This is a genomic window from Saccharomonospora sp. NB11 (assembly GCF_015910535.1).
Taxonomy (GTDB): domain Bacteria; phylum Actinomycetota; class Actinomycetes; order Mycobacteriales; family Pseudonocardiaceae; genus Saccharomonospora.
Genome location: NZ_JACBJG010000007.1, coordinates 55,112 through 78,002, shown reverse-complemented (window position 1 = coordinate 78,002; position 22,891 = coordinate 55,112). Strand labels below are relative to the sequence as shown.

General features: G+C 70.7%; 21 protein-coding genes. 11 read left to right on the top strand and 10 right to left on the bottom strand.

Translation table 11 applies throughout. The features are described 5' to 3' along the window. Window positions 1-105: 105 nt before the first annotated feature. The 10 genes from JAV51_RS12350 to hypB are packed head-to-tail and all read left to right on the top strand — an operon-like array spanning window position 106 to window position 6,949. Complete coding sequence (locus JAV51_RS12350; protein WP_197320844.1) at window positions 106-726, top strand: SIS domain-containing protein; 621 nt, start codon at window positions 106-108, stop codon at window positions 724-726. Further along, the gene (locus tag JAV51_RS12345; protein WP_197320843.1) at window positions 723-941 is read left to right on the top strand and encodes a hydrogenase assembly protein HupF; all 219 of its coding nucleotides are present in this window, start codon (window positions 723-725) and stop codon (window positions 939-941) included. Before JAV51_RS12350 ends, JAV51_RS12345 begins: the two co-directional genes overlap by 4 nt. Continuing rightward, window positions 938-1,588: an SIS domain-containing protein gene (locus JAV51_RS12340; protein ID WP_197320842.1), complete on the top strand. Its 651-nt coding sequence runs from the start codon at window positions 938-940 to the stop codon at window positions 1,586-1,588. The genes JAV51_RS12345 and JAV51_RS12340 overlap by 4 nt, the downstream gene beginning before the upstream one ends. Beyond that, window positions 1,585-2,850 carry a hypothetical protein gene (locus tag JAV51_RS12335; RefSeq protein WP_197320841.1) on the top strand — a complete coding sequence of 422 codons (1,266 nt, stop codon included), beginning with the start codon at window positions 1,585-1,587 and terminating at the stop codon, window positions 2,848-2,850. Before JAV51_RS12340 ends, JAV51_RS12335 begins: the two co-directional genes overlap by 4 nt. After that, window positions 2,847-3,359, top strand: coding sequence for a hydrogenase maturation protease (locus JAV51_RS12330; protein WP_197320840.1), 513 nt, complete (start codon window positions 2,847-2,849; stop codon window positions 3,357-3,359). Before JAV51_RS12335 ends, JAV51_RS12330 begins: the two co-directional genes overlap by 4 nt. Next, window positions 3,337-3,609 carry a HypC/HybG/HupF family hydrogenase formation chaperone gene (locus JAV51_RS12325; protein ID WP_197320839.1) on the top strand — a complete coding sequence of 91 codons (273 nt, stop codon included), beginning with the start codon at window positions 3,337-3,339 and terminating at the stop codon, window positions 3,607-3,609. Before JAV51_RS12330 ends, JAV51_RS12325 begins: the two co-directional genes overlap by 23 nt. An 11-nt stretch (window positions 3,610-3,620) precedes the next feature. Beyond that, window positions 3,621-4,748: a hydrogenase formation protein HypD gene (gene hypD / locus JAV51_RS12320; RefSeq protein ID WP_197320838.1), complete on the top strand. Its 1,128-nt coding sequence runs from the start codon at window positions 3,621-3,623 to the stop codon at window positions 4,746-4,748. Next, complete coding sequence (hypE, locus tag JAV51_RS12315; RefSeq protein ID WP_197320837.1) at window positions 4,745-5,821, top strand: hydrogenase expression/formation protein HypE; 1,077 nt, start codon at window positions 4,745-4,747, stop codon at window positions 5,819-5,821. The genes hypD and hypE overlap by 4 nt, the downstream gene beginning before the upstream one ends. A 2-nt stretch (window positions 5,822-5,823) precedes the next feature. Further along, window positions 5,824-6,177 carry a hydrogenase maturation nickel metallochaperone HypA gene (locus JAV51_RS12310; RefSeq protein ID WP_197320836.1) on the top strand — a complete coding sequence of 118 codons (354 nt, stop codon included), beginning with the start codon at window positions 5,824-5,826 and terminating at the stop codon, window positions 6,175-6,177. Then, entirely contained in the window at window positions 6,155-6,949 is a 795-nt protein-coding gene (hypB, locus tag JAV51_RS12305) for a hydrogenase nickel incorporation protein HypB (RefSeq protein WP_197320835.1), read from the top strand. Before JAV51_RS12310 ends, hypB begins: the two co-directional genes overlap by 23 nt. A gap of 156 nt (window positions 6,950-7,105) precedes the next feature. Here the strand turns inward: hypB and hypF are convergent, their stop codons facing one another. Then, window positions 7,106-9,409: a carbamoyltransferase HypF gene (gene hypF / locus JAV51_RS12300; protein ID WP_197320834.1), complete on the bottom strand. Its 2,304-nt coding sequence runs from the start codon at window positions 9,407-9,409 to the stop codon at window positions 7,106-7,108. An 84-nt stretch (window positions 9,410-9,493) separates the two neighbouring features. Continuing rightward, window positions 9,494-9,871, bottom strand: a complete 378-nt coding sequence (locus tag JAV51_RS12295) for a DUF4267 domain-containing protein (RefSeq protein ID WP_197320833.1) — start codon at window positions 9,869-9,871, stop codon at window positions 9,494-9,496. Window positions 9,872-9,976: 105 nt separating this feature from the next. Between JAV51_RS12295 and JAV51_RS12290 the strand changes: the two genes are divergently transcribed. Beyond that, window positions 9,977-10,564 (top strand): TetR/AcrR family transcriptional regulator, encoded by a 588-nt coding sequence (locus tag JAV51_RS12290; RefSeq protein ID WP_197320832.1) that lies wholly within the window; start codon window positions 9,977-9,979, stop codon window positions 10,562-10,564. A 9-nt stretch (window positions 10,565-10,573) separates the two neighbouring features. On the opposite strand, the gene JAV51_RS12285 is transcribed toward JAV51_RS12290, so the two are convergent. The 8 genes from JAV51_RS12285 to JAV51_RS12255 all read right to left on the bottom strand — a co-directional run bounded on the left by JAV51_RS12285 (window position 10,574) and on the right by JAV51_RS12255 (window position 22,869). Beyond that, window positions 10,574-11,179: a GNAT family N-acetyltransferase gene (locus JAV51_RS12285; RefSeq protein ID WP_197320831.1), complete on the bottom strand. Its 606-nt coding sequence runs from the start codon at window positions 11,177-11,179 to the stop codon at window positions 10,574-10,576. Between the two features lie 62 nt (window positions 11,180-11,241). Next, on the bottom strand, window positions 11,242-12,135 hold the full coding sequence (locus tag JAV51_RS12280) for an alpha/beta fold hydrolase (RefSeq protein ID WP_197320830.1): 894 nt from the start codon (window positions 12,133-12,135) through the stop codon (window positions 11,242-11,244). 84 nt (window positions 12,136-12,219) lie between these two features. Next, complete coding sequence (locus JAV51_RS12275; protein WP_197320829.1) at window positions 12,220-13,548, bottom strand: glycosyltransferase; 1,329 nt, start codon at window positions 13,546-13,548, stop codon at window positions 12,220-12,222. A 104-nt stretch (window positions 13,549-13,652) separates the two neighbouring features. Further along, window positions 13,653-13,736 carry a SapB/AmfS family lanthipeptide gene (locus JAV51_RS20545; RefSeq protein ID WP_197321034.1) on the bottom strand — a complete coding sequence of 28 codons (84 nt, stop codon included), beginning with the start codon at window positions 13,734-13,736 and terminating at the stop codon, window positions 13,653-13,655. 55 nt (window positions 13,737-13,791) lie between these two features. Then, window positions 13,792-13,875: a class III lanthipeptide gene (locus JAV51_RS20540; RefSeq protein WP_374059039.1), complete on the bottom strand. Its 84-nt coding sequence runs from the start codon at window positions 13,873-13,875 to the stop codon at window positions 13,792-13,794. A gap of 357 nt (window positions 13,876-14,232) precedes the next feature. Continuing rightward, window positions 14,233-16,836, bottom strand: coding sequence for a class III lanthionine synthetase LanKC (gene lanKC, locus JAV51_RS12265; protein WP_197320828.1), 2,604 nt, complete (start codon window positions 16,834-16,836; stop codon window positions 14,233-14,235). A 1-nt stretch (window position 16,837) separates the two neighbouring features. Beyond that, the gene (locus JAV51_RS12260; protein ID WP_197320827.1) at window positions 16,838-17,416 is read right to left on the bottom strand and encodes a MaoC family dehydratase; all 579 of its coding nucleotides are present in this window, start codon (window positions 17,414-17,416) and stop codon (window positions 16,838-16,840) included. Next, window positions 17,413-22,869, bottom strand: coding sequence for a type I polyketide synthase (locus JAV51_RS12255; protein ID WP_231642074.1), 5,457 nt, complete (start codon window positions 22,867-22,869; stop codon window positions 17,413-17,415). Before JAV51_RS12255 ends, JAV51_RS12260 begins: the two co-directional genes overlap by 4 nt. Window positions 22,870-22,891 lie beyond the last annotated feature (22 nt).

Below are 22,891 nucleotides of genomic sequence, written 5' to 3'. Positions count from 1 at the left end.
ATCGAGTTGTGCCAGCAGTACGCGAATCGTAACGTCAGGTCATCCCGGTCCGGCGGACACACCCGGACCGTCCACAGTGATCGACACCGAAAGTCGGGACGACCATTGACCGACCGTCATCCACTCGCCGCCCGGGTCGACGCCGCGTTCGCACGCCGTCGCCGCCCCCTGGAGACGTTGCTCGACGACGCCGAGCCGGTGGCCCGGGCCTGTCACGCGATGGCCGCGCGGTTCCACCGCGGCGGCACCCTCGTCGTCTTCGGAAACGGAGGCGGCTCGACCGACGCGCAACACATCTCGGTGGAGTTCGTTCATCCCGTGATCGTCGGCAAACGCGCGCTGCCTGCGCTGTCGCTGACCGCCGACGTGGCGACCATGACGGGCATCGCCGCCAGGGCGGGTTTCGACGAGGTGTTCGCCCACCAGTTGCGCCACCTCGCGGGTCCCGACGACATCGCGCTCGGGCTGTCCGTGGACGGCCACTGCCCCAACGTGGTCCGTGGGTTCGAGCGGGCGCGGGACCTCGGCATGCTCACCGTCGCCCTCGTGGGCGGTGACGGTGGCGCGGTGGCGCGCAGCGCGGCGGTCGACCACGTGCTCCGCGCCGACTCCGACGACCCCAGGGTCGTCAAGGAGGTGCACGTGACGATCTACCACGTCCTGTGGGAACTCGTGCACGTGTTCCTCGAACACCCGGGCGCGCTGACCGAGAAGGCCGCGTCATGACCCGCGACGACCACTGCACCGACGAGGTGTGCCTGACCTGCTCCGACAGCGCCGTGACGGTCCGCGTCCTGCGGCTGCTCGGCGACGATCTCGCCCTCGTGGACACGGGGTCGGGCCACGAGGAGGTCAGCGTCGCGCTCGTGGACCCCGCGTGCCTGCGCCCGGGAGCCGAACTGCTGGTGCACGCCAAGGAAGCGATCGGGGTGCCCCGATGACCGATGCGATGAGTTCGCTGTACCCGTTCCTCTACGACGACCCCGCGACGACGTCGGTCGACGCGGTGCTCGCCGAGGTCCGTCGCTCGACCGAGGACAAGGCGCGGGAGATCATGGAGCTGCGGCAGCGGGTGCACCGCGAGCAGGGCGATCGGCTCGCGACCTGCGGTGCCGCCATGGCCGCGCGGTTCGCCCGTGGCGGCCGGCTGTTCGCCTTCGGCAACGGCGGAAGCTCCACCGACGCGGCCGACCTCACCACCCAGTTCCTCGATCCGCCGCCCGGCACGCCGCCGTTGCCCGCCTTCGCGCTCACCGCCGAGGCGGCCGTCGTCACCGCCCTGAGCAACGACGTGGGATTCGACCTGGTCTTCTCGCGACAGCTCGCCGCGTTCGGCCGCCCCGACGACGTGGCGGTGGGCCTGTCCACGAGCGGCAACTCGGCGAACCTGCTCGCCGCGTTCGACGAGGCGAGCCGGATCGGCATGCTCACGGTCGGCATCACGGGCCAGGGTGGGGGCCGCATGGCGGAGCTGGACTCGATCGACTTCCTCTTCGAGGTCCCTTCCGCGTCGGTGCACCGCGTGCAGGAGGCACAGACGACGATCTACCACCTGCTGGCGGAACTCGCGGCGGACGGTGCGCGATGACCGACGGAGCAGCGCTGGAGGGAGTCAAGGCCGTCGCGGACGCGGTGCTCTACGAGGGCTACGTCCTCTACCCGTACCGGGCGAGCGCGCAGAAGAACCACGCCCGCTGGCAGTTCGGGGTCCTCGTGCCGCCGTCCTACGCGGCGACGGGCACGGGCGAGCACTCGACGTGCCGCACGGAGTGCCTCGCCGAGGTGGAACCGGACGCCGAACTGCACCTGCGGCTGCGGTTCCTGCAGGCCCAGCGGCGCACGGTGGAGATCGAACGAGAGGACTCCCCCGGCGGGTATCGGGAGGTCGACGCACTGATCGTCGGTGAGGACGAGATCCTGCCGTGGGACGAGGCGGTTGAGCGCGAACACGAGGTCACGCTGCCGATCGCCCGCCTGCTGGAGTCCGAACAGTACCTGCCCGTGGTCGTCCGGGGCGGCGAGTCGATCACCGGGGTGGCCGGCGGACGGGTGGTGCGGCGCAAGCAACCCCTGACCGCCGAGCTGCGGTGCCGAGCCGAACAACTGCCCGGGCTCGTGCGCCTGCACATCACGGTGGCCAACACCGTGACCGTCGACTGCACCCACCACACCCGCGACGAGGCACTCCGACACTCGCTCATCGCGGCCCACACGATGCTCACCGTGCGGGGCGGTCGGTTCCTGTCGCTGCTCGACCCCCCGGAGTGGGCGAAGGAGCACGCGAAGGGCTGCGTCAACGAACACACCTGGCCGGTGCTGATGGGTCCGGTCGGCAGCGACGACGTGATGTTGTCCTCGCCGATCATCCTCTACGACCACCCGAAGGTCGACCCGGCGAGTCAGGGCGACTTCTTCGACGCGTGCGAGATCGACGAGATGCTGACCCTGCGCACGCTCACCCTCACCGACGCCGAGAAACGCGAGGCGCGCGCCACCGACGAGCGTGCCCGCCGGATCGTCGACCGTGTCGAGAACCTCCCCCACCAGCCGAGGGAGTCGATGCACGGCCGGGTCCGCGTGGTGCGCGTCGGCGACACCGAGATCGGCCCGGGCAGCAAGGTGGTGCTGCGCCCGCACGCCAGCGCGCAGCGGATCACCGACGCCCAGGACATGTTCGTCGACGGCCGGGTGGCCACCGTGCGCAGTGTGCTGGAGGACGTCGACGGCACGTGTTTCCTCGCCGTCACCGTGGACGGTGATCCGGCCGAGGAGTGGCAGCTCGCCCAGCGGCGGTACCGGTACTTCACGACCGCCGAGGTCGAGCCCTATCCCGGGGAGGTGCGGCCGTGACGAGCAGGGTGCTCATCGCCGGCATCGGCAACGTGTTCCACGGCGACGACGGGTTCGGCGTCGAGGTGGTGTCCCGACTGTCCACCCGCGACCTACCGCCCGAAGCCGTCGTCGCCGACTACGGCATCCGTGGCGTCCACCTGGCCTACGAGCTGCTCGACGGCGGGTACGAGACCACGATCTTCGTCGACGCGATGCAGCGCGGCGAGGCGCCCGGCACGGTCTACGTCCTCGACGCGGACCCCGCGACCGGCACCCCCCACACCGAGGGGCCGGTGCTCGACGCCCACGGCATGCACCCGGCGGCGGTGCTGGCCCTGCTGCGGCGCCTCGGCGGGACACCCGGCCGCGTCTACGTGGTGGGCTGCGAACCGCTGACCCTCGACGAGGGCATGGGCCTGAGCGACCCCGTGGCCGCCGCCGTGGACGAAGCGGCGCGGCGCGTGCGGGAACTCGTCCACGACGCACTGGAAAGGGGTGGCGTCGATGTGTCTCGGCATTCCCGGTGAGGTCGTGGAGATCCTCCCCGACCGACCCGACCTCGCGCGGGTGCACGTCAGTGGCGTCCGCCGGGCGATCAATATCGGTCTGCTGTCGAACGACCCGCCCGTCCCCGGCGACTGGGTCCTGATCCACGTCGGTTTCGCACTGTCCAAGATCGACGAACAGGAAGCCGCGGCCGTCCTGCGCTACCTGGAGGAGCTCGGCAGTGCCTACACCGACGAGATGGACGCACTGAGTCAATCGATGATCGAGTGAAGGCGGCGAGGATGCGCTTTGTCGACGAGTACCGCGACTCGGACACGGCCCGGGTGCTGGCGGCCCGGATCGCCGAGCTGTGCGAGCCGGGCCGCGAGTACAAGTTCATGGAGGTGTGCGGCGGGCACACCCACACGATCTACAAGCACGGGATCGCCGACTACCTGCCGGAGGAAGTCTCGCTGGTGCACGGGCCCGGCTGCCCGGTGTGCGTGATCCCGATGGGCCGGGTCGACGACGCCATCCACATCGCGAGCCTGCCCGACGTCATCATGACGTCGTTCGGGGACATGATGCGGGTGCCCGGCTCGAACGGCACGTTCTTCGACTCCAACTCCGAGGGCACCGACATCCGCATGGTGTACTCGCCGCTGGACTCGCTGCGCATCGCCAAGCAGAACCCCGACAAGCAGGTCGTGTTCATGGCGATCGGGTTCGAGACCACCGCGCCGTCCACCGCCATGACCCTGCTGCGCGCAGAGCGGGAAGGCATCGAGAACTTCTCGGTGTTCTGCAACCACGTCACGATCATTCCGGGCATCAAGGCGATCCTGGACTCCCCCGACCTGCGCCTCGACGGGTTCCTCGGGCCCGGACACGTCTCCACGGTCATCGGCTGCCGCCCGTACGAGTTCATCCCCCGCGACTACGGCAAGCCGCTCGTGGTGGCCGGGTTCGAGCCGCTGGACATCCTCCAGTCGGTGCACCGGCTGCTCCGGCAGTTGCACGAGGGCCGCTGCGAGGTGGAGAACCAGTACGCCCGCGTGGTGCCGTGGCAGGGCAACCCGGTGGCGCTCGACGCGATCGCCCGCACCATGCGCCTGCGCCCCTACTTCGAGTGGCGCGGGTTGGGCTTCATCTCCCACTCGGCGTTGCAGTTGCGCGACGAGTACGCGAACTTCGACGCGGAGAAGCGCTTCGACCTGCCCGGGGTGCGGGTCGCCGACCCGAAGTCGTGTCAGTGCGGCGAGGTGCTCAAGGGCGTGCTGAAGCCGTGGGAGTGCAAGGTCTTCGGCACCGCGTGCACCCCGGAGACCCCCATCGGCACCTGCATGGTCTCGCCGGAGGGTGCGTGCGCCGCCTACTACAACTTCGGCCGCCTCACCCGTCGGCGCGTCAAGGAGGCGACCACCGTATGAGCACCCTGCGCACCGAGGAGGACGTCCTCGACCGCATCGAACGGGCCCGCCGCCGCAAGCCGAGAGTGCGGGAGGAGCGCGTCACGGCAGCACACGGCGCGGGTGGCAAGGCGACCCAGACGCTGGTCGACGCGGTGTTCGTCGACGCGTTCCGCAACGCGCTGCTGGAACCGCTCGGCGACGCCGCCGACCTCGTGCTCGGTGGCACCCGGCTGGCCATGACCACCGACTCCTACGTCGTGTCGCCGCTGTTCTTCCCCGGCGGCAACATCGGCGACCTCGCCGTGAACGGCACCGTCAACGACCTGGCCGTCGCGGGCGCCACTCCCGCGTATCTGTCGTGCGGCTTCATCCTGGAGGAAGGCTTCCCGATCACCGACTTGCGCCGCATCGTGACCTCGATGCGGGAGTGCGCCGACGCGGTGGGTGTGACGCTGGTGACCGGCGACACGAAGGTCGTCGGGCGCGGCAGCGGAGACGGCTGCTACGTCAACACGACGGGCATCGGCCTGCTGCCCACCGACCGGGCCCTGGGCATCCACACCGCTCGCCCCGGCGACGCGGTCCTGGTCTCGGGCCCCGTGGGCGATCACGGCGTCACCGTGATGCTCGCGCGCGGTGAACTCGACATCGAGTCGGACCTCGTGTCCGACACCGCGCCGCTGGCCGACCTCTGCGCTCGACTGCTGGCCGTGCCCGGGGTGCGCGCCATGCGGGACGCGACGCGCGGCGGGGTCGCGACGGTGCTGAACGAGATCGCCCGCGCCGCCGAGGTGTCCGTGGTCGTGGACGAGGACGCCGTGCCGGTGCGCGACGAGGTCCGGGGTGCATGCGAGCTGCTGGGCATCGACCCGCTCTACGTCGCGTGCGAGGGCCGGTTCGTCGCGGTGGTCGACGGCGCGTACGCCGAGGAGGCGCTCGCCGCGCTGCGCGGACATCCCCAGGGCGCACAGGCCGCCGTGATCGGCAAGGTCGGCCCCGACCCCGCGGGCACGGTGCTGCTCAACACGGCGTTCGGGGGTACCCGGATCGCCGACCTGCTCGTCGGCGACCCCTTGCCCCGGATCTGTTGACCATGCACGAGCTGTCGATCACGCAGAGCGTCGTGGACGCGGTCGTCGACCACACCGGTGGCGCCCGCGTGCTGTCGGTGCGGCTGGAGGTCGGCGCACTGTCCGGTGTGGAGGCCGACGCACTGCGCTTCTGCTTCGACGCCGTCACCCGCGGCACCCCGGTGGAAGGCGCCGAGCTGGTGATCGAGACCGTGCCGGGCAGGGGCTGGTGTCCGCGCTGCGAGGCGGAGTCGGAGCTGTCGTCGTTCCTCGACACCTGTTCGTGCGGGTCGATGGACGTACACGTGAGATCGGGACAACAACTGCGGATACGGGACGTGGAGGTGGAACGCGATGTGCGGGACCTGCGGGTGTGACGACATCGAGATCGACACCGGGCACCGCGACACGGTGGCCGTCGAACGCGACGTGCTGGCGAAGAACGACGCACTCGCCGAGAAGAACCGGGCGTGGCTCGCCTCCCGGGAGTGCTTCGCGATCAACCTGATGAGCGCGCCGGGCTCGGGCAAGACGACCCTGCTGGAGAGCACGGTGCGGGAGTTGACCGTCGACGCCTTCGTCGGTGCCGTCGAGGGTGATCAGGCGGGCTCGCTCGACGCCGACCGGCTGCGCGCGGTGGGCTGCCGCGTCGTGCAGATCAACACGGGGTCGGGATGTCACCTCGACGCCGACATGGTGGCCAGGGCGCTGCGCGAACTCGACCCGCCGCACCGGTCGCTCGTGGTGGTGGAGAACGTCGGCAACCTGGTGTGTCCGGCGCTGTTCGACCTGGGCGAGCGCCGACGGGTGGTCCTGGCCTCCACCACCGAGGGCGAGGACAAGCCGCTCAAGTACCCGCACATGTTCCGGGCGGCCGACCTCGTGGTGCTCACCAAGGCGGATCTCATCCCGTACCTGACATTCGAGGTCGACCACTTCGCCCGGCACCTCAAGCGGATCAATCCTGCCGCCGAGCTGCTGGTGACCTCGGCGGTGTCGGGCGAGGGCATGTCTCAGTGGTTCTCCTGGTTGCGTCGGCAGTTGCAGCCGGCCGAGGCGACGGGCGTGCCCGAGTCCTCGGCATCGTCGGAGTCCTCGACCGTGTCCTCGCTGTCGGTGTCGTCGGCCGTGCCGTCGGCGTCCTCGTGAGCACCCGCCGGGCCCTGAAGCGGCGGTGAGCGGGCGAGCAACACCGTGGCGGCGGGTGGATCGCGGCGCAGCCTGCGAGTTGCGCCGCGATCCACCCGCCGCCACGCAGTTCCTCGCCGAACACGAAGGCACCCCACCCGATGCCGACGACCGGTTTCACCGGCGTGTCGCCCGGTCGCGGGCACCCACCACCACGGCCTGCCCGAGACTGATGCCACCGTCGTTGCTCGGCACCCGGGAATGGGTCAGCACGGTGAAGCCGTCGCGCTCCAGCACGTCGGCCGTGCGCGTGAGCAGCAGCCGATTGGCGAACACGCCACCCGACAACGCCACCGTGCGCACGCCGGTGCGGTCGGCGATCGTCCGGCAGGTCCGGCCCACGGCGGTGGCGAGAGCGTTGTGGAACCGGGCCGCCACCACCGCGGGCTCACTGCCCCGGCCCCGGTCGTCCACCACCGCCCGGACGAGGCCGGGACCGTCGACGATCAGCGTGCCGTCGCGGTCGGCGATCCCCACCTCGTAGCCGTCGGCACATGTCGGGTCGGCTCGTTGCTCCAGCCCGATCGCCGCCTGCCCCTCGTAGGTGACGGTGTCGCGCACGCCGAGCACGGCCGCGACGGCGTCGAAGAGCCTCCCCGCACTCGACGTGCGGGGCACGGGCAGTCGCGAGTCGAGCAACCGGCGCACCTGCTCCCAGCGGGCGCCCTGCCGCCGCGCGACGGGCAGTGCCTCGGCTCCGTCGACGCCGTGCAGGTACGAGGCCGCCATCCGCCACGGCTGCCGCACTGCCACGTCCCCACCCGGCATCGGCACCGCCGCGAGGTGTCCGACCCGCTCGAACTCGGCACACGTGGCGAGCAGGAACTCCCCACCCCACACCGTTCCGTCGGTGCCGTACCCGGTGCCGTCGAAGGCGACGCCGATCACGCGCTCGTCGCTGTCGTCGCGGCCGTTGTCGGCCAGGCATGCCGCCACGTGGGCGTGGTGGTGCTGCACCCCGACCGGGTCGAGACCGCTTTCCTCCACCGCGTACCGCGTGGAGGCGTAGTCGGGATGCAGATCGTGGGCCACCACGGCGGGCCGGATGTCGAAGAGTCGCGCGAGATGCTCGATGGCCTCGGTGAACGCACGCAGCGTCTCGACGTTCTTCAGGTCGCCGATGTGGTGCGACAGCACCGCCCTGCGTCCCGAGGCCAGACACACGGTGTTCTTCAGCTCGGCCCCGCAGGCGAGCACGGGCCTCGGGAACGCGGCCGCGCAGGTGACGGGCTCGGGCGCGTACCCGCGCGAACGCCGGACCATCACGACGGTGCCGCGCCACGTGCTCACCACGGAGTCGTCGGTGCGCACGTGGATCGGCCGGTCGTGCACGCAGAACGCGTCGGCGATGCCGCCCAGGCGGGCCACCGCGTCCTCGTCGGTGTACGCGATGGGCTCGTCGGAGACGTTGCCGCTGGTGAGCACGAGTGGCGTCCCGACCTCCCGCACCAGCAGGTGATGCAGCGGCGTGTACGGCAGCATGAGGCCGAGCCTGCGCGTGCCGGGTGCGACCGCCGGGGCGACGCCGCCGGAGGCACGGCGGTCGAGCAACACGATGGGTCGTCGGCGATCCGCGAGCACTCGCGCCTCGATATCGTCCACATGACACAGTCGGCGGGCGTCGTCGAGAGTGGGGACCATGACGGCGAACGCCTTGTCCTCACGGCGTTTCCGCGCCCGCAGAGTCGCCGCCGCCGACGGGTTCGTCGCGTCGACCGCGAGGTGGTAACCACCGAGCCCCTTGACGGCCACCACCGCGCCCGCACGCAGCAACTCCGCGACCCGTGACACCGGGTCGCCCTCCAGTGGGAGTCCCGAGGCGTCGACGAGCCGCAACCGCGGACCGCACTCGGGACAGCACACCGGTTGGGCGTGGAAGCGGCGGTCGGTCGGGTCGTCGTACTCCCGCGCGCACGCCGCACACAGGTCGAAGGCGGCCATCGTGGTGTTCGGTCGGTCGTAGGGGACGTCGCGCACGATCGTGTAACGCGGCCCGCAGTCGGTGCAGTTGACGAACGGGTAGCGGTACCGCCGGCCGCGGGGGTCGAACAACTCGGCCAGACACGCCTCGCACGTGGCCGAGTCCGCGGTCACGAGTGTCCGACGTGGACCGTGAATGTCGCTGTCGGCGATGACGAACCCGTCGCCGCCCCGACACGCGAGGTCGACCACGTCGACCCGGTCGACCGTCGCCAGCACGGGAGCTTCGACACGCAGTGCCTTGAGGAACGCGGACACCGCCTCGCGCGCCCCCTCGGCCTCGATCACCACTCCCTCGGTGTCGTTGCCCACGTGTCCGGTGAGCCCGAACCGCTGCGCCAGCCCGTGCACGAACGGCCGGAAGCCGACCCCCTGCACCACGCCTTCGACGCGAACCCCCACCCGTCGGACCGGGTCCGCGAGCCGCTCACGCGTGCCCACGGCGGTCCGGCTCGGTCGACACTCTGACGACTCTGACGTTCACTCCACCGTCGGTACCCGCATCGGCACGCTGCGAAACGCGCCTCACGCGACGAGCAGGAGCACCCCGATCACCACCATCACCACGGCGGTGGCGCCGTGAACGCCGTAGACGGCCGTCCTCGGCCCGTCGCTGCGCCGCACGATCAGCGCGTCGCCGAGGGGAATGAGAGCGGCTGCCGGCAGGAACCAGCCCACCAAGCGGGGTGTCCCGGCGAGCAACAGGACGAAGACGAAGAGTCCCGAGGCGATGTCACGGACGGCCTTGACCGACAGCCAGGCCTGGAAGGTCCGGTCCTCGGTGGGAGTGTCGGGGATGCCGAACCCCGCCGCGGCCTGAGGAGCCCTGAAGGCGATCACTCCGAGGGCGACGATCGCGACGCCGATCAGTCCGGCGAACGCGGTGGCGACAGTGACGAGCATGGGTTGTTTCCCCTCTCGACGGTGCGCGCGGTGACGTCCGCAGCGCGAATGGCGCCACTGTAGTGCTAGCACTGACAGAATGTCTAGCACTGCTAGAATCACGCCATGTCCGCCCGCACCGAACGCCGCGAACGGGAACGTGCCCGACGCCATCAACTGATCATCACGGCCGCTCGCGAACTGGCCGAGACCGAAGGCTGGGAGGCGGTGACGACGCGACGGCTGGCCGAACGCGTCGAGTACAGCCAGCCCGTGCTCTACAGCCACTTCGACGGCAAGGACGCCATCATGCGCGCCGTGGCCGTCGAGGGCTTCGACGAACTCGCGGCCTACCTACGCCGTTCCCGGCTGGCCTCCCCCGAGTCACCGCAGTCGCTGCGCGCCGTCTGCCGCGCCTACCTGGCGTTCGCGGCCGAGCACCCCGCCCTCTACCAGGCCATGTTCGTCCTGCCGACCGACGTGAAGTTCGCCCACGCCGAGACGCCACCCCCGCTGCGTGCCGCGTTCGCCGAGTTCGTCGACTGCTTCCCCTCGGACGAGCAGCGACGCGAGCTGTTCGCCGAAGTCACCTGGAGCGCGTTGCACGGCATGGTCGTCCTGGCCGACAGCGGGCGGATCCCACCGGATGCCCAGGAGGAACGGCTCGACTTCCTCGTCACTCGTATCGCGGGGACACCACCGACTGCGCCCTGACCGTCGAGGTCACTCGGCGGCCGACGACGCCGCCCACTCGTGACGCAGGATCGCGTAGACGCTGCTGTCCTCCCAATGCCCCTTGAGCCACATGTCGGCGTGATGCAGCGCCTCGTGGCGCATGCCCAGCCGCTCGCACAGGCGCGACGACGCCGTGTTGTCCGGGTGCAGGTGCGCCACGATGCGGTGGGCGTCGAGCGTCTCGAAGGCGTAGTCACGCAGCGCCACGGCCGCCTCCGTGGCATAGCCTCGGCCCGCCACGTCCGGGGAGAACACCCACCCGAGCTCGACCGTGGCGTTCTCGACCGACCGGGTGTCGAGAACGACGTCCCCCACCACGGCACCGACCTCGTCGGGCACCACCGCCAGCCGGAGGAAGTCGCCCTGCTGTTCCAGCGTCGTCCGCTGTTCGCAGGCGACGAGCTTGGCTTTCACCTCGTCCCGCGACAGCGGCTCGTGCAGCAGGTACCGGCACACGTCCTCGCGGGAGAGGTAGCCGTGGATCGCGTCGAGATCCGCGACGCGCACGGGACGCAGGGTCAACCGATCGGTGCGCAGCGTCGGCAGTGCTCGCTGGGGACGGAGGGCGGGAGCCGGGTAGTGGTACGCGTACATCCCCCGATCCTTCCCACCGCACGGCGCGTTCGACAACGGATTTGCGCACCGGATGGCGCTGCTCAAAGGCCGTCGGGGCGGGCGTCGCCGAGCGTGGCTCGAAGGAAGTCGCGGGTCAACGCCGTGAATTCGGTCGGCCGGTCGTAGGTCACGATGTGCCCGGCGTCGGCCATCGTGACGAGGCGGGAGTTCGGAGCCGCTTCGGCGGCGGCGGCCATCTCGGCGTGGCCGACCAACGGGTCTCGGTCACCACGCACCCACAACGTCGGGACGGCCAGCCTCGGCAGCTCCGGCAACAGATCCAGGCGCATCGCGAACGGCCCGTACGACTCGATCTGCCAGTCGTCGAGAGCCCGTTCGCCGTGCGCGTGCTTGGCGTAAGCCTCCTCGACGACGGCGCCGACGATCGCGTCGAAACCCGGCGTGTCCGCACCCGCCACCAGGTTGCGCACCATCGACGCCCGGACGGCCCGAGGAAAGCGCGCCAACGCCCAGGTGGTCAGCCGCATTGCTCCCGGAGTGCGCAGGGTAAGCCATGTGAGGAACTGCGCCGTCCGCTTCGCCCCCAGTCCACCGGGACCGACGGCGACGAGCGCGCTGACCCGCTCCGGGTGGTCGAGGGCGTACCCGGTGGCGATCCCGGCACCCATCGACAGCCCGACCAACGCGACCCGAGGCAGGTCGAGGACGTCGAGCAACTGATCGAGGAAGCGACGGAAGAACGCGTCGTCGAGCGTCCCCGACCAGGGTCGCGATCCGCCGTGCCGAGGCAGATCGACCAGGTGCACGTCGTACTCCGTCGCCAGCGCCGGGGCGACGTCGCGCCACACCCCGGCCGCGGTGTCGAGCATCGCTCCGTGCAGGAGCAACAGCGGTGGCCCGGCCCCGTCCCGATACAGCCGCACCGGGCCCCCGGCCACGGTCAGGTCGGTGTGGGTGTCGAAGATCGCGGGCATCGCTCCCCCAGCGTCCGGCGGCCGATCGAGCCTCCAGTCTGCCCGAACCCGTGAGCCGGGTGCACCGAGGACGTCACGCGGTGATCAGTGGCGCAGGGGCGCGGTCGTCGCCTGGTCGTGGACACGCGCCAGAACGGCCGCAGCGGTCGCCGCCCCGGTCTCCTTCCGCACGGCCTCACCGTGCTCGGCGGCCCTGGCGGCCATACCCGGGTCGGTCGTCGCGAGCCGGATCGCCGCCGCGAGGTTGTCCGGCGTCAGGTCGCGGTTGCGGATCGGTTTGGGAGCCACACCGATCGCGTGGGCACGCATCGCCCAGGACGCCTGTTCATTGTGGACCGGGCACGCCACCTGGGGCACACCCGCACGCAGCGCCTCGTTGACGGTGCCGACACCGGCCGCGTGCACGACGGCGGCGACCCGAGGCAGCAGCCACGGATAGGGAACGTCGTCGGTGACGAACACGTCCTCCGGCGGGTCCGGGATCTCGATGCTGCCCCTCGACTTGATGACCACGGCTCGCCTGCCCGCGCGGCGCAGCGCCTCCACGACCAACTCGCCCGCTCGGTACGGGTCGGTGCCCCGCACCGTGCCGAGGGTGACGCACACCGGCGTGGACCCCGTGTCGAGGAAGTCCACGAGATCCCGCGCGGGCTCGAACGACGTCGGCGTGGGCAGGTACCAGAACCCGGTGGTGACGGCGTTCGCCGGAAGCCCCTTCGCCGACGGCACGAGGCTGGAGCTGAATCCGTGCACCACGGGAGCGGGCCGCCCGTCGACGGTGCGCAACGGATCGACGCCCTTGCGATCCGGCAAGCCCAGCGTCTGACGCCGCCATTCCATGATGTCCCGATGACCGATGGGACGGACGAGCTTCGGGAGTTCGTAGGTCGCCCTCTTGAGCAGCCCGGGCATGCGCCACTGCGGCGGCACGAACTTCGCCGCGTACGAGAAGTTCGGCACCATGTTGGGGAACAACGTGGCGACCGCGTACGGCACCCGCCGCTGCTCGGCGACGTGGTGAGCCTGTTCCCACGGCCACATCTCGTACGACTGGACGATCAGGTCGGGGCCGAACTGCTCGGCCGCGTCCGACAATTCCCGCAACATCGCCGGAAACCGCGGCGCCATGAACTCACCCAGTTTGGCGAGCGCGCGGTTCCGAATCTTCGCGGTCGCGCGGTAATCGTGCCCCTGATTACGGAGCCAATCCGCGACGTCCGGGTCGTTGTAATAGAAATTCAGCAGTTCTTCGTCACGCGGAAAATACGGAATCCCGTAACGCGCGGCCAGCGGTCGAAAACTCTCGGGCCCGGCGAGCATGACCTCGTGCCCCGCCTCCGTCATCGCGTACGCCAACGCGAGATAAGGCTGCACGTCACCACGCGATCCGTACGCGTAGAGCAACGTCTTCATCGACCGCGCCTTTCCTCGGATTCGTTTCCGCCGACCACGAGGAGGTGGCGGTGGAGGCGTACCCGAGACACACCTCCACCGCCCCTCAGCTACCGAGCAGTGGCTCAGCAGTTCCACGACGCCGTGCTGTTGGGCAGCTCGGCCTCAACCGCCGGAACCTCGAGGGTCTGCAGGTCCAGGATCGACATCACTCAACACCTCCTTCCACGTTGTCGCAGTTCAGTGAGCTGTTCGATCACTCGCTCAGCAGTTGTAGGAAGCCGTGCTGTTGGGCAGCTCGGCCTCGACCGCCGGCACCTCGAGGGTCTGCAGGTCCAGGATCGACATCACTCAACACCTCCTTCCGACACACTCGTCGTCATCACACGCTTCGACGTGGTTCAGCCGCAGTTGACGGAAGCCGTGCTGTTGGGCAGCTCGGCCTCGGCCGCGGGAACCTCGAGCACCTGAAGGTCCAGGATCGACATTTCCGCGCACCTCCTCCCGGAACACGTGATTACCATTATTCGAATCACAACACCGATACGTCGGCGAGAAAGTCCGTATCAGCGAGAAAGCTCAACTTCTTCTCCGGGAAGTCCGAGAGCCCGCGAGTCCGGGTTCACCATTCTTCCCTCCCCGTTCCGTTCCTGGAATAAAGCTAACAGACAACCGGCCCCCGACCTACGGTTGATCGGCGGGTTATCAAATTTTCGAACTGAGAAACGGCAGGATCGACACTCCTTCACCCGACATTTCCGCGAGAGCGAGAAGCACACCCGCCGTTCCCGTCGCGAGATCCATCGACAAGCGAAGGCAGTACTCCCCCGGGAACGTGAGACCGCCCCGATAGGACAACGCATGCCACCGCAGGTTCGAAAGATGGCGCCGCACGACCGCCGCACCGTCGAGCTCGGTGTCACGGCTTCGCGCCCGGGACAGGTGTCGCGACACCGCGGCCAGCAGCCCAGCCCGTCCCGCGAACAGCTGGGGCTGTAGCACGAACTCGCTGCAGCAGGCCTTCAACAGCAACGGCACCGCGTCCGCGATGCGCTCGTCGTGACGATGGTCGAGCACCTCGTCGGCCACGAGGGCGATCCCGGCGCTGCCCACCGAGAGGTAGCAGTTCGTCCTGAGTCCCGGCTCCTCCACCTGCAACGACCCGGAGACGGTGCGCACGCACCGATCGAGATCCCGGTGCAGCGCCGTCACGGCGTGATTAAGCGCCGACTCGTCGCCGGTGCGCCTGTGCAGTTCGAGGAAGTACAGCGCCACACCCGCGAACCCGTGCAGCAACCCGGTCTTCGACGGCGCGCGGTCCCCGCCGTCGGAGCGCACCGGCCCGCCGTCCTGCGCGGGACCGTCGAGAGCCTCGACGAGGCGTTCGGTCACCCGCGCGCGCCGTTCGTCGAATCGTGGCTCGTCCGTGAAGTGCAGCAGGTTCAGCCCCACGCCCGCCAGCCCGCCGTACATCCCGATCGCGGCGAGACCGTCCTCCTGGGCGTCGGGTCGGTCGAGCACGTCGAGCGCGAGCTCCCGGTGACCCAACTGGTCGAGGACGTAGGCGACGCCGTGTGCCCCGGTGTAGAGGCCGGGTGGCATCGGTTTGCCCTCGCGCGCCCTGTCGACGAACCAGCGTTCGAGCGTCGGATCGATCGTCGCGCCCGTCCGGTGCAGGGCCCACAGGATGCCCGCCGCACCGTGGGCCAGGTTGAGGCCCCCGCCCGGGGAGAAGCCCGCGGAGTCCCCGGGGAACAGCCGGTCGGTCCGCTCCGGCGTCGCCGACGCGAGGATCGCGGCCTGCATCGACTCGACCGCGACGCGACGATCGTCCGGCACCGTCAGGTCGAGCTGCGGCGGAGCCCCGACGAACTCGCTGCGTACCGCGGGCGGACGCGCGGTCAGCGTGCGCCGGATGTCCTCGACCTCGTCGTCCGGCAGGCCGAACCGCGAGGACAAGATCGACAAGTGAAGGTCCAACTTGGACTGGTCGAAGATGCGCAGCTTCTCCATCGGGAAGAACAGCGAGAGCTTCAACGCAGCCAGCGCGTAGTCGTCGATCTCCAGTCCGGTCGCTCCCTTGCCGGGGAGGAACCCGATCGTGCCGAGGCCCGGTTCGTAGTGCTCGTCGGCGAGGTCGTACGCCATTTCGAGATCGACGAGACGCACGGCTCCGTCGTCCTGGACGATGACGTTGCCGAAGTTCATGTCACCGAACCCGATGCCGTGCTCGTGGATCTCGTCGAGCGCGCGGCCCACCGCTGCCAGCACGGTGGTGGCCTCGTCGGCGTAGCGCCGGTAGTCGGCCTCGGTCGGTTCGTCGAGCACGATCATGGGGTGCCGTTGGCCGAGCCAAGTCCACAGGTTCGTTCCCTCGACGTACTCCATGACGATGAACCGGTGGCCACCGGCCTCGACGACGTCGAAGATGTCGGGCACCGCCGCGACGTCCGCCAACGTGCGCAAGGTTTGCGCCTCGTGCTCCAGCCGCTTGCTCGCGTCGGCGAACGACTGGTCGAGACCCGCGCCGGGACGGGCCTCCTTCAGCACCACGGTCTTGTCGTCGGTGAGCCGGGTCGCGAGGTAGACGCCACCGGCGTTCGAGAAGTGCAGTGCCCGGGTGACCTTGTACGGGAAGGCCTTCGGGTCGACGACGTCGTGCTTGCCCGCGTCGTCGAGGAAGGCGGGCGGCGTCACCCACGACGGGACGGAGAACCGCGCGGCACGCCGGTCGGGCACCGCCGTGCCGTCGGGGGCGGACATCGCCGGGACGAGGCTGCCGTCCGGGTCGAGCACGGTCTTCGGCACGAACGAGCCGTACCGGACGTACACCGGGGAGTCGCGCCACCTCCGGTCGCTGAGGATCGCGGGGCCCTCGATGCCCGCGAGCAGGTCTTCGAGGTCGAGCACGACCCGTTCCAGCTCGGCGTCGTCGGCCGGGTAGATCGTCACGAGTTTGCCGCTCGCACCACGGGGTGCGTACTTCGAGTTCAGCGCGAGGTAGGTGCGTCGGTTCGCCAGGTGCTTGAACGGGATGCCCTTGTCGACGCAGTAGTCCCACACGAGCGCGCACGCCTTGTCGACGTGCTCCGGCCCCGCGGTGACGTGGACCTTCCAGCCCTGTTCGGGCAGGGTCGCACCCTCCGGGCGGAGGAACGTCCAGAACGCCTGCGCGTCCCGCAGCCAGCCCGGGGGCACGGCTCGCTCGCAGACCTCGAACGAGTCCGTGTCCGTGCCCTGCCAGTTCTCCGGCGAGTCGTAGAAGATCGGGTCGGCGAAGGTGTAGACCTCGCGCGCGGTAACGGACATGTCAGTTGACCTCGGCGTTTCTCTCCGTGCCGTCGGCGCCCGCGGGGGCGCTCGACCGCGACGAGGGGGTGGCGGGCGCGGACGCACCGAGTGCGACCGGCAGCGATGCGTCGTCACGCACCTGGTGCAGGGTCGTGAACACGAGGGAGCAGGCGGGCGCGGTGCTGTCGGCGAGTTCCACGGTCACCGCCAACGCGAGTTCGAGGTATCCGCGGGGCCGAACCCGGCACTGGTGGACCTTCGCCGACGCCCGGACCTTCGCGCCGACCGGGACCGGGGCCCGGAACCGGACCTTGTCGATGCGGTAGTTGACCGCCATCGCCGACCACCGGAAGTCGAGCAGCGAGTCGCAGAGGTGCGGCACGAGCGACAGCACCAGGAAGCCGTGCGCGATCGGCCCGCCGTAGGGCCCGTCGGCCGCCCGCTCCGGATCGGTGTGGATCCATTGGTCGTCGCGCGTCACCGCGGCGAAGCCCCGGACGTCCTCCAGGCTCACCTCGTGCCACTCCCCGTGGCCGAGGGACTCGTCACGGCGGGCGTCGTACCAGGCCGCGATGTCGTCGATGGTCGCTGTGGTCATGCCGCTCCCTCCGTGCCGGTTCGCTGCGGCAGGGGTTTGCGCGCGAGCAGGTTCCCCAGTGCCCGCAGCGTCGGGTTGTCGCGGAACTCGGTCGGCAGGAGGTCGTAGCCGAGGCTGCCGCCGATCCGGCGGATCACGGTGACGGTCATCAGCGAGTCCATCCCGATCTGGTAGAGGTCCTGCTCGTCGGGCAGCTCCTCGGCCGGAGTGCCGAGGGCCTCGGCGACGATGTGCCGCAGGTAGCGGAGCAGCGCGTCCGCCCGGTCCTCCGGGCTCGCCGAACGCACTTCGGCGACGAGATCGTCCGTGGAGACGGTCGCCGAGGCCACGGTCTCGCCGCCCTGCCGCACCAAGTCCGCCGTCACCGGTGACCGCGTCGCCCAGCGCAGGGACGTGTCGACCCCTCGCCAGTCCGCGTCGACCACGACCACGGGGTGCTCCGGCCACGGCCCGGCGAGGTGCCGGACGACCGCTCGGATCGTCGCCGTGTCGAGGAACCCCAGACCGGACGCCCTCACCTGCTCGGTGTACTCGCCGTCGGCGAAGCCGTCGGCGACGGGGCCGAGGTCCACGACGCGCACACCGGGCCCGGCGAGGGCGTCGAGGTAGGTGCTCGCCGCGGCGTAGTGAGCCAGCCCGACGGAGCCGAGGACACCGGTCGTCGAGGAAAAGCACACGACGTCGGCTCCGGCATGCTCGGCGAGGCGCCGCCGCAGGGCGTCGATCCCGAACACCTTGCCCGCGAACATCGCCCGCCACTGCGCGTCGGTCAGCTCGTCGATCGCCACGACCGACTCGCTGAAGGCGCAGTGGTACACCCGACGCAGCGGGGGCAGGTCGGCGCCGAAACGGTCGAAGACCGCGGCGACGGCCTCCGGGTCGGAGACGTCCAGGGACACCGCCACGAGCTGCGTGCCCCGGGCACGGAGGTGTTCGACCTCTTCCTCGGGCAGACCGAACCCACCGCGGCGGGAGGCCACGACCACACAGGCCGCTCCGGACTCCGCCAGCTCGCGGACCACCGTCGGCCCCAGTCGCCCGGTGCCGCCGACGACCAGGTGCGTCCCACCGTCCGTGGCCGCCTCCGACGGCCGCACCACGGTCCGGACCAGGCGAGGCTGGAGATGCTCGCCTTCGCGGTGGGCGAGCTGCGTCACCGACGACGAGCCCACGAGTCCGCGCAGCAACGCCTGCGCGACGACGGCTGTGTCGGTGTCGGCCACGTCCAGCGTGCCGCCCCAGTGGTCGGGGTGTTCCAGCGCCGCGCTGCGACCGAAGCCCCACACCGCGGCCTGTGCCGCGTGCACGGTCTCCGGGTCGTCCGGGTCCGTCCGAACGGCGTGGTGGGTCACGTAGTGCAGCCGGGTCCTGCCGCCTGCCTCGCACACCGCGCGCAGCACCGCCGCGGCGTCGCGCACGAGCCGCAACGCATCCTGTGGCTCCGCACCCTGGACCGGCAGCGGCACGAGCGACACCACTCGGTCGAAGGGCCCGGCCGAGCGCAGTTCCTCGGCCACCTCCTCGGCCGAGGGTTCCCCACGCAACCGGGAGCAGCGGACTCCCTGCTGGCGCAGCGTGTCCAGCAGCCCGTTGTCGGCTCCGAGCAGCAACCACGTCTCCTGCTCGGGCCGCGTGGGGGCGGCGGTGGCCGGTTGCCAGTCCAGGCGGTAGGTCAGCCCTCGAAGATCGGACACCCGCGACTCACCGGCAGGGCCCGAGGTGGCGAAGCGCACGCCCGCCCCCAGTGCGACCGGCCCGGTGTCGTCGCTCAGGACGACGTCGACGACGGTCGGCTCCACGTCACGTCGCACCGCGTGCACGTGGCGAACGGGTCCGGCGTCGGGCCGCAGAATCGTCCAGGCGTCCACCGCCGCGACGACGGCGGTCCCGGAGCTGTCGAGCAGGACCGTGCCCGCCACCTGCACGGCACCGTCCACCGCCACCGGGTTCGGCCCGCCGTCACCGTCGCGGACCTGTGACAGCGCGGCGACGGCGGTCCGCCCACCGAGGCGGACGACGTCGACACACCGGAGTTCGCCCTGGTACTCGACGCCGCACGCCGCCAGCGCGTCGTACAGGGCCGAGCCGGTCAGTTCCTCGCCGGTGGCGTCGAACGACGGCGGGTCGATCTCGCTGCGGCCCGGCTCCAACCTGGCCGACGCCGCCACCGTCCAGTCGGAGCCACCGGACGGCCGGTGGAAGACGCGTGCGTCCACCACGTCCGACGACGCGTCCCGGCGGCAGAGCACCTGGAGGTCGACCGGGCCGTCGACGGCGACGGGGCTGTGGAAGGTCACGGCCCGCGCGGAAGGCCGCTCGTGGCCGTACTCCGTGGCGGCGGCCGTGAGCAGGGTCAACACGTACGAGGCCGTGAGCACGTCCCGCCCGCCCACGCGGTGCGCGGCGAGTCGACCGTTCGTGCCAGGGTCCAGGGTGGTCGACCAGATGCGCGTGCCGGGCGCGTCGGCGGGGACCGTCACGGTGCCGAGCAGCGGATGCCCGTCGCGCGCGAGCGTCGGCACGCTCGACCGCCGCTCACGCCAGTAACGACGGTGGTGCCACGCGCGAGGCGGCAACGACACCAGCCGGCCCTCCGTCATGGTGGACGGCCACCGGACGTCGGCGCCCAGGCAGTGCAGTCGGGCCAACGCCGCCGCGAACGCCACGTCCGCCCGCCGCTCACGATGCAGGGTGCCGAAGGCCCGGCCGCCACGACCCGCGAGAGTGTCGGTGAGCGGGCGCACGAGGACGGGGTGCGGGCTGATCTCGACGAACACCGATCGGCCGTCGTCGACGGCGGCACCGACCGCGTTCGCCAACAGCACCGGCTGCCGCAGGTTGTCCACCCAGTAGTCGGCGGTCATCGACGCCCGGTGTCGGCCGCCCGTCACCGTCGAGTACAGCGGCACGATGGGCTCTCCGACCTCGATGTCGGCGAGAGCGGCTCGAATGCCGTCGAGGATCTCGTCCACCTGCGACGAGTGCGACGCGACGTCGACCTGCACCCGGACGGCGTCGACTCCCCGACCGGCGCAGACCTTGATCAGCCGCTCGACTCCCGTGACAGACCCGGAGACCACCGTCGACACCGGACTCGGGACCACGCCGATCGTGACCTCCTCGCCCAGTCCTTCCTCGGCGATCAGCGCGGTCGTCGACGCGCTGTCGGCGGCCACCATCGCCATGGCGCCACGACCGGAGATTCCCGCCAGCGCCCGGGAACGGCGACACGTGATGCGCGCGCCGTCGGTCGGACTCACCGCACCGGCGACCACCGCCGCGGCGACCTCGCCCATGGAGTGACCGATCACGGCCGCAGGCGTGACCCCGTACGCCCGCCAGGTCTCGGCGAGAGCGACCTGGACCGCGAACAAGGTCGGCTGCACCACGTCGATCGGGTCGAGCGCGTGCTCGTCCCCGGAGTTCAGGACGTCGAGCAGGCTGAACCCGCTCTCCTCCGCGATCACCGGTTCGAGCTCGTCCAGGACGTCGGCGAAGACCGGTTCGTCGAGCAGCTCCCTGGCCATCCCGACGTGCTGGGAGCCCTGCCCCGAGAACACGAACACCGGGGCGGGGTCGTCGTGGACGTGGTCGGTGACCACGGCGGCGTGGGCCTTCCCGGCCGCCACCGCCTCCAGCGCCTCCCGCAGCTCGGTGTCGCCCTCCGCCGCGACGGCCGCGCGAACTGGTCCGTGGGTCCGGCGCAGCGTGACGGTGTGCGCGAGGTCGTCGACGTGCGGCGCGGCAGACCGGTCGAGGACGTCGAGCATCGTCGCCGCCTCGCGCCGGACGGCATCGGTGGAACTCGCCGACACCATCACCACCGGCGGAAGACCGTGTCGGGTGCGCCCGCTCCGTGGCGGGGACGTCCGGGGAGCTTCCTCCACGACGACGTGTGCGTTCGTGCCACCGAAGCCGAAGGAGCTCACCCCTGCCGTGCGGGGACGCGACCCGCGAGGCCAAGCGACCTGCTCACGTACGACCTCCAACGCCCCGGCCGACTCGCGGAGCTTGGGGTTCGGCTCGGCGTAGTGGAGGTTGCGGGGCAGGCTCTCGTGCCACAGCGCGAGCACCGTCTTGATCAAGCCCGCGATCCCGGCCGCGGCCTCCAGGTGACCCAGGTTCGTCTTCACCGCCCCGAGCCGCAGCGGCCGGTCCGCCGAACGCCCTTCCGTCATCACCGCCTGGAGCGCCGTCAGCTCGACCGCGTCACCGAGGGCCGTTCCCGTGCCGTGGGCCTCGACGAAGTCGACCTCGCCCGGATCGACGCGCGCGTCGCGGTAGGCGTTGCGCAGCAGTTCCTCCTGCGCAACGGGATGCGGGGCCATCAGCCCGTTGGAGTGGCCGTTCGACCCGACCGCGCTGCCGCGCACCACCGCGAGCACCCGGTCGCCGTCGCGAACGGCGTCACTCAGCCGCTTCAGCGCCACCATGCCGCAGCCTTCGCTGCGCGTGTACCCGTCGGCGGCGGCGTCGAACGTCTTGCACCGACCGTCGCCCGCCAGCACCCCGGCGCGGGTGAACGCGATGGAGACCGCCGGGGACAGCAGGGCGTTCACCCCACCGGCGAGCGCGAGGTCGCAGTCACCCGCCCGCAAACTCTGCACCGCGAGGTGGACGGCCACGAGAGAGCTGGAGCACGCGGTGTCGACGGTCATCGTGGGGCCGCGTGTGCCGAGGGCGTAGGAGATGCGGTTGGCGACGACACCCAGCGACGCTCCCGCCGTCGACCAGCCGTCCATCCCCGCGAGGTCGTCCGGCAGGTAGTCCGCGGACGTCGCGCCCATGAACACGCCGGTCGTCCCCCGGCCCAGCGTCTCCCGCGCGATCCCGGCGTGGTCCAGACATTCCACGGCCACTTCCAGCGCGATCCGCTGCTGTGGGTCCATGACCTTCGCCTCGTTGGGCGCGATGCCGAAGAACGCGGGATCGAAGGCCGCGATGTCGTCGAGGAAGCCGCCGACTCCGGCCGTCCCCGCGACCAGCTCCGCCACCTCGGGCGAGCCGGTCTCGTGGTCCCAACGACCGCTCGGCACCCTGCCGATCACGTCCCGACCGTCCACGAGCAGCGACCACAGCGCGTCCGGCCCGTTCACCCCGGCCGGGAAGCGACAGCCGAGGCCGATCACCGCGATCGGCTCGTCCGAGGTCGTCTCGTTCTGGCTCGCGGTGCGGGAGTCCACACCGTCCTCCGGGGCGAGTCGACTCGCGATGTGCTTCGCCAACAGAGCGATGCTCGGGAACTCGAACACCGTGTCCGGCGGGAGGTCCAGGTCGTAGTGCTCACCCAGTTCCCCGGTGAGTTCGACGATGTCGGCGGAGCTGAGACCCACCTCGTACAACGGCATCGTGAGGCTGACCGAACCCCGCGCGATGTCGGCCCGCTCGCTGACCCAGTCGAGGATGCGGCCGCGAATCTCCAACTGCTGGTCCGTGGGCCCGACTACCTTCATCACGTTCCCTCGCTTCTGTCCT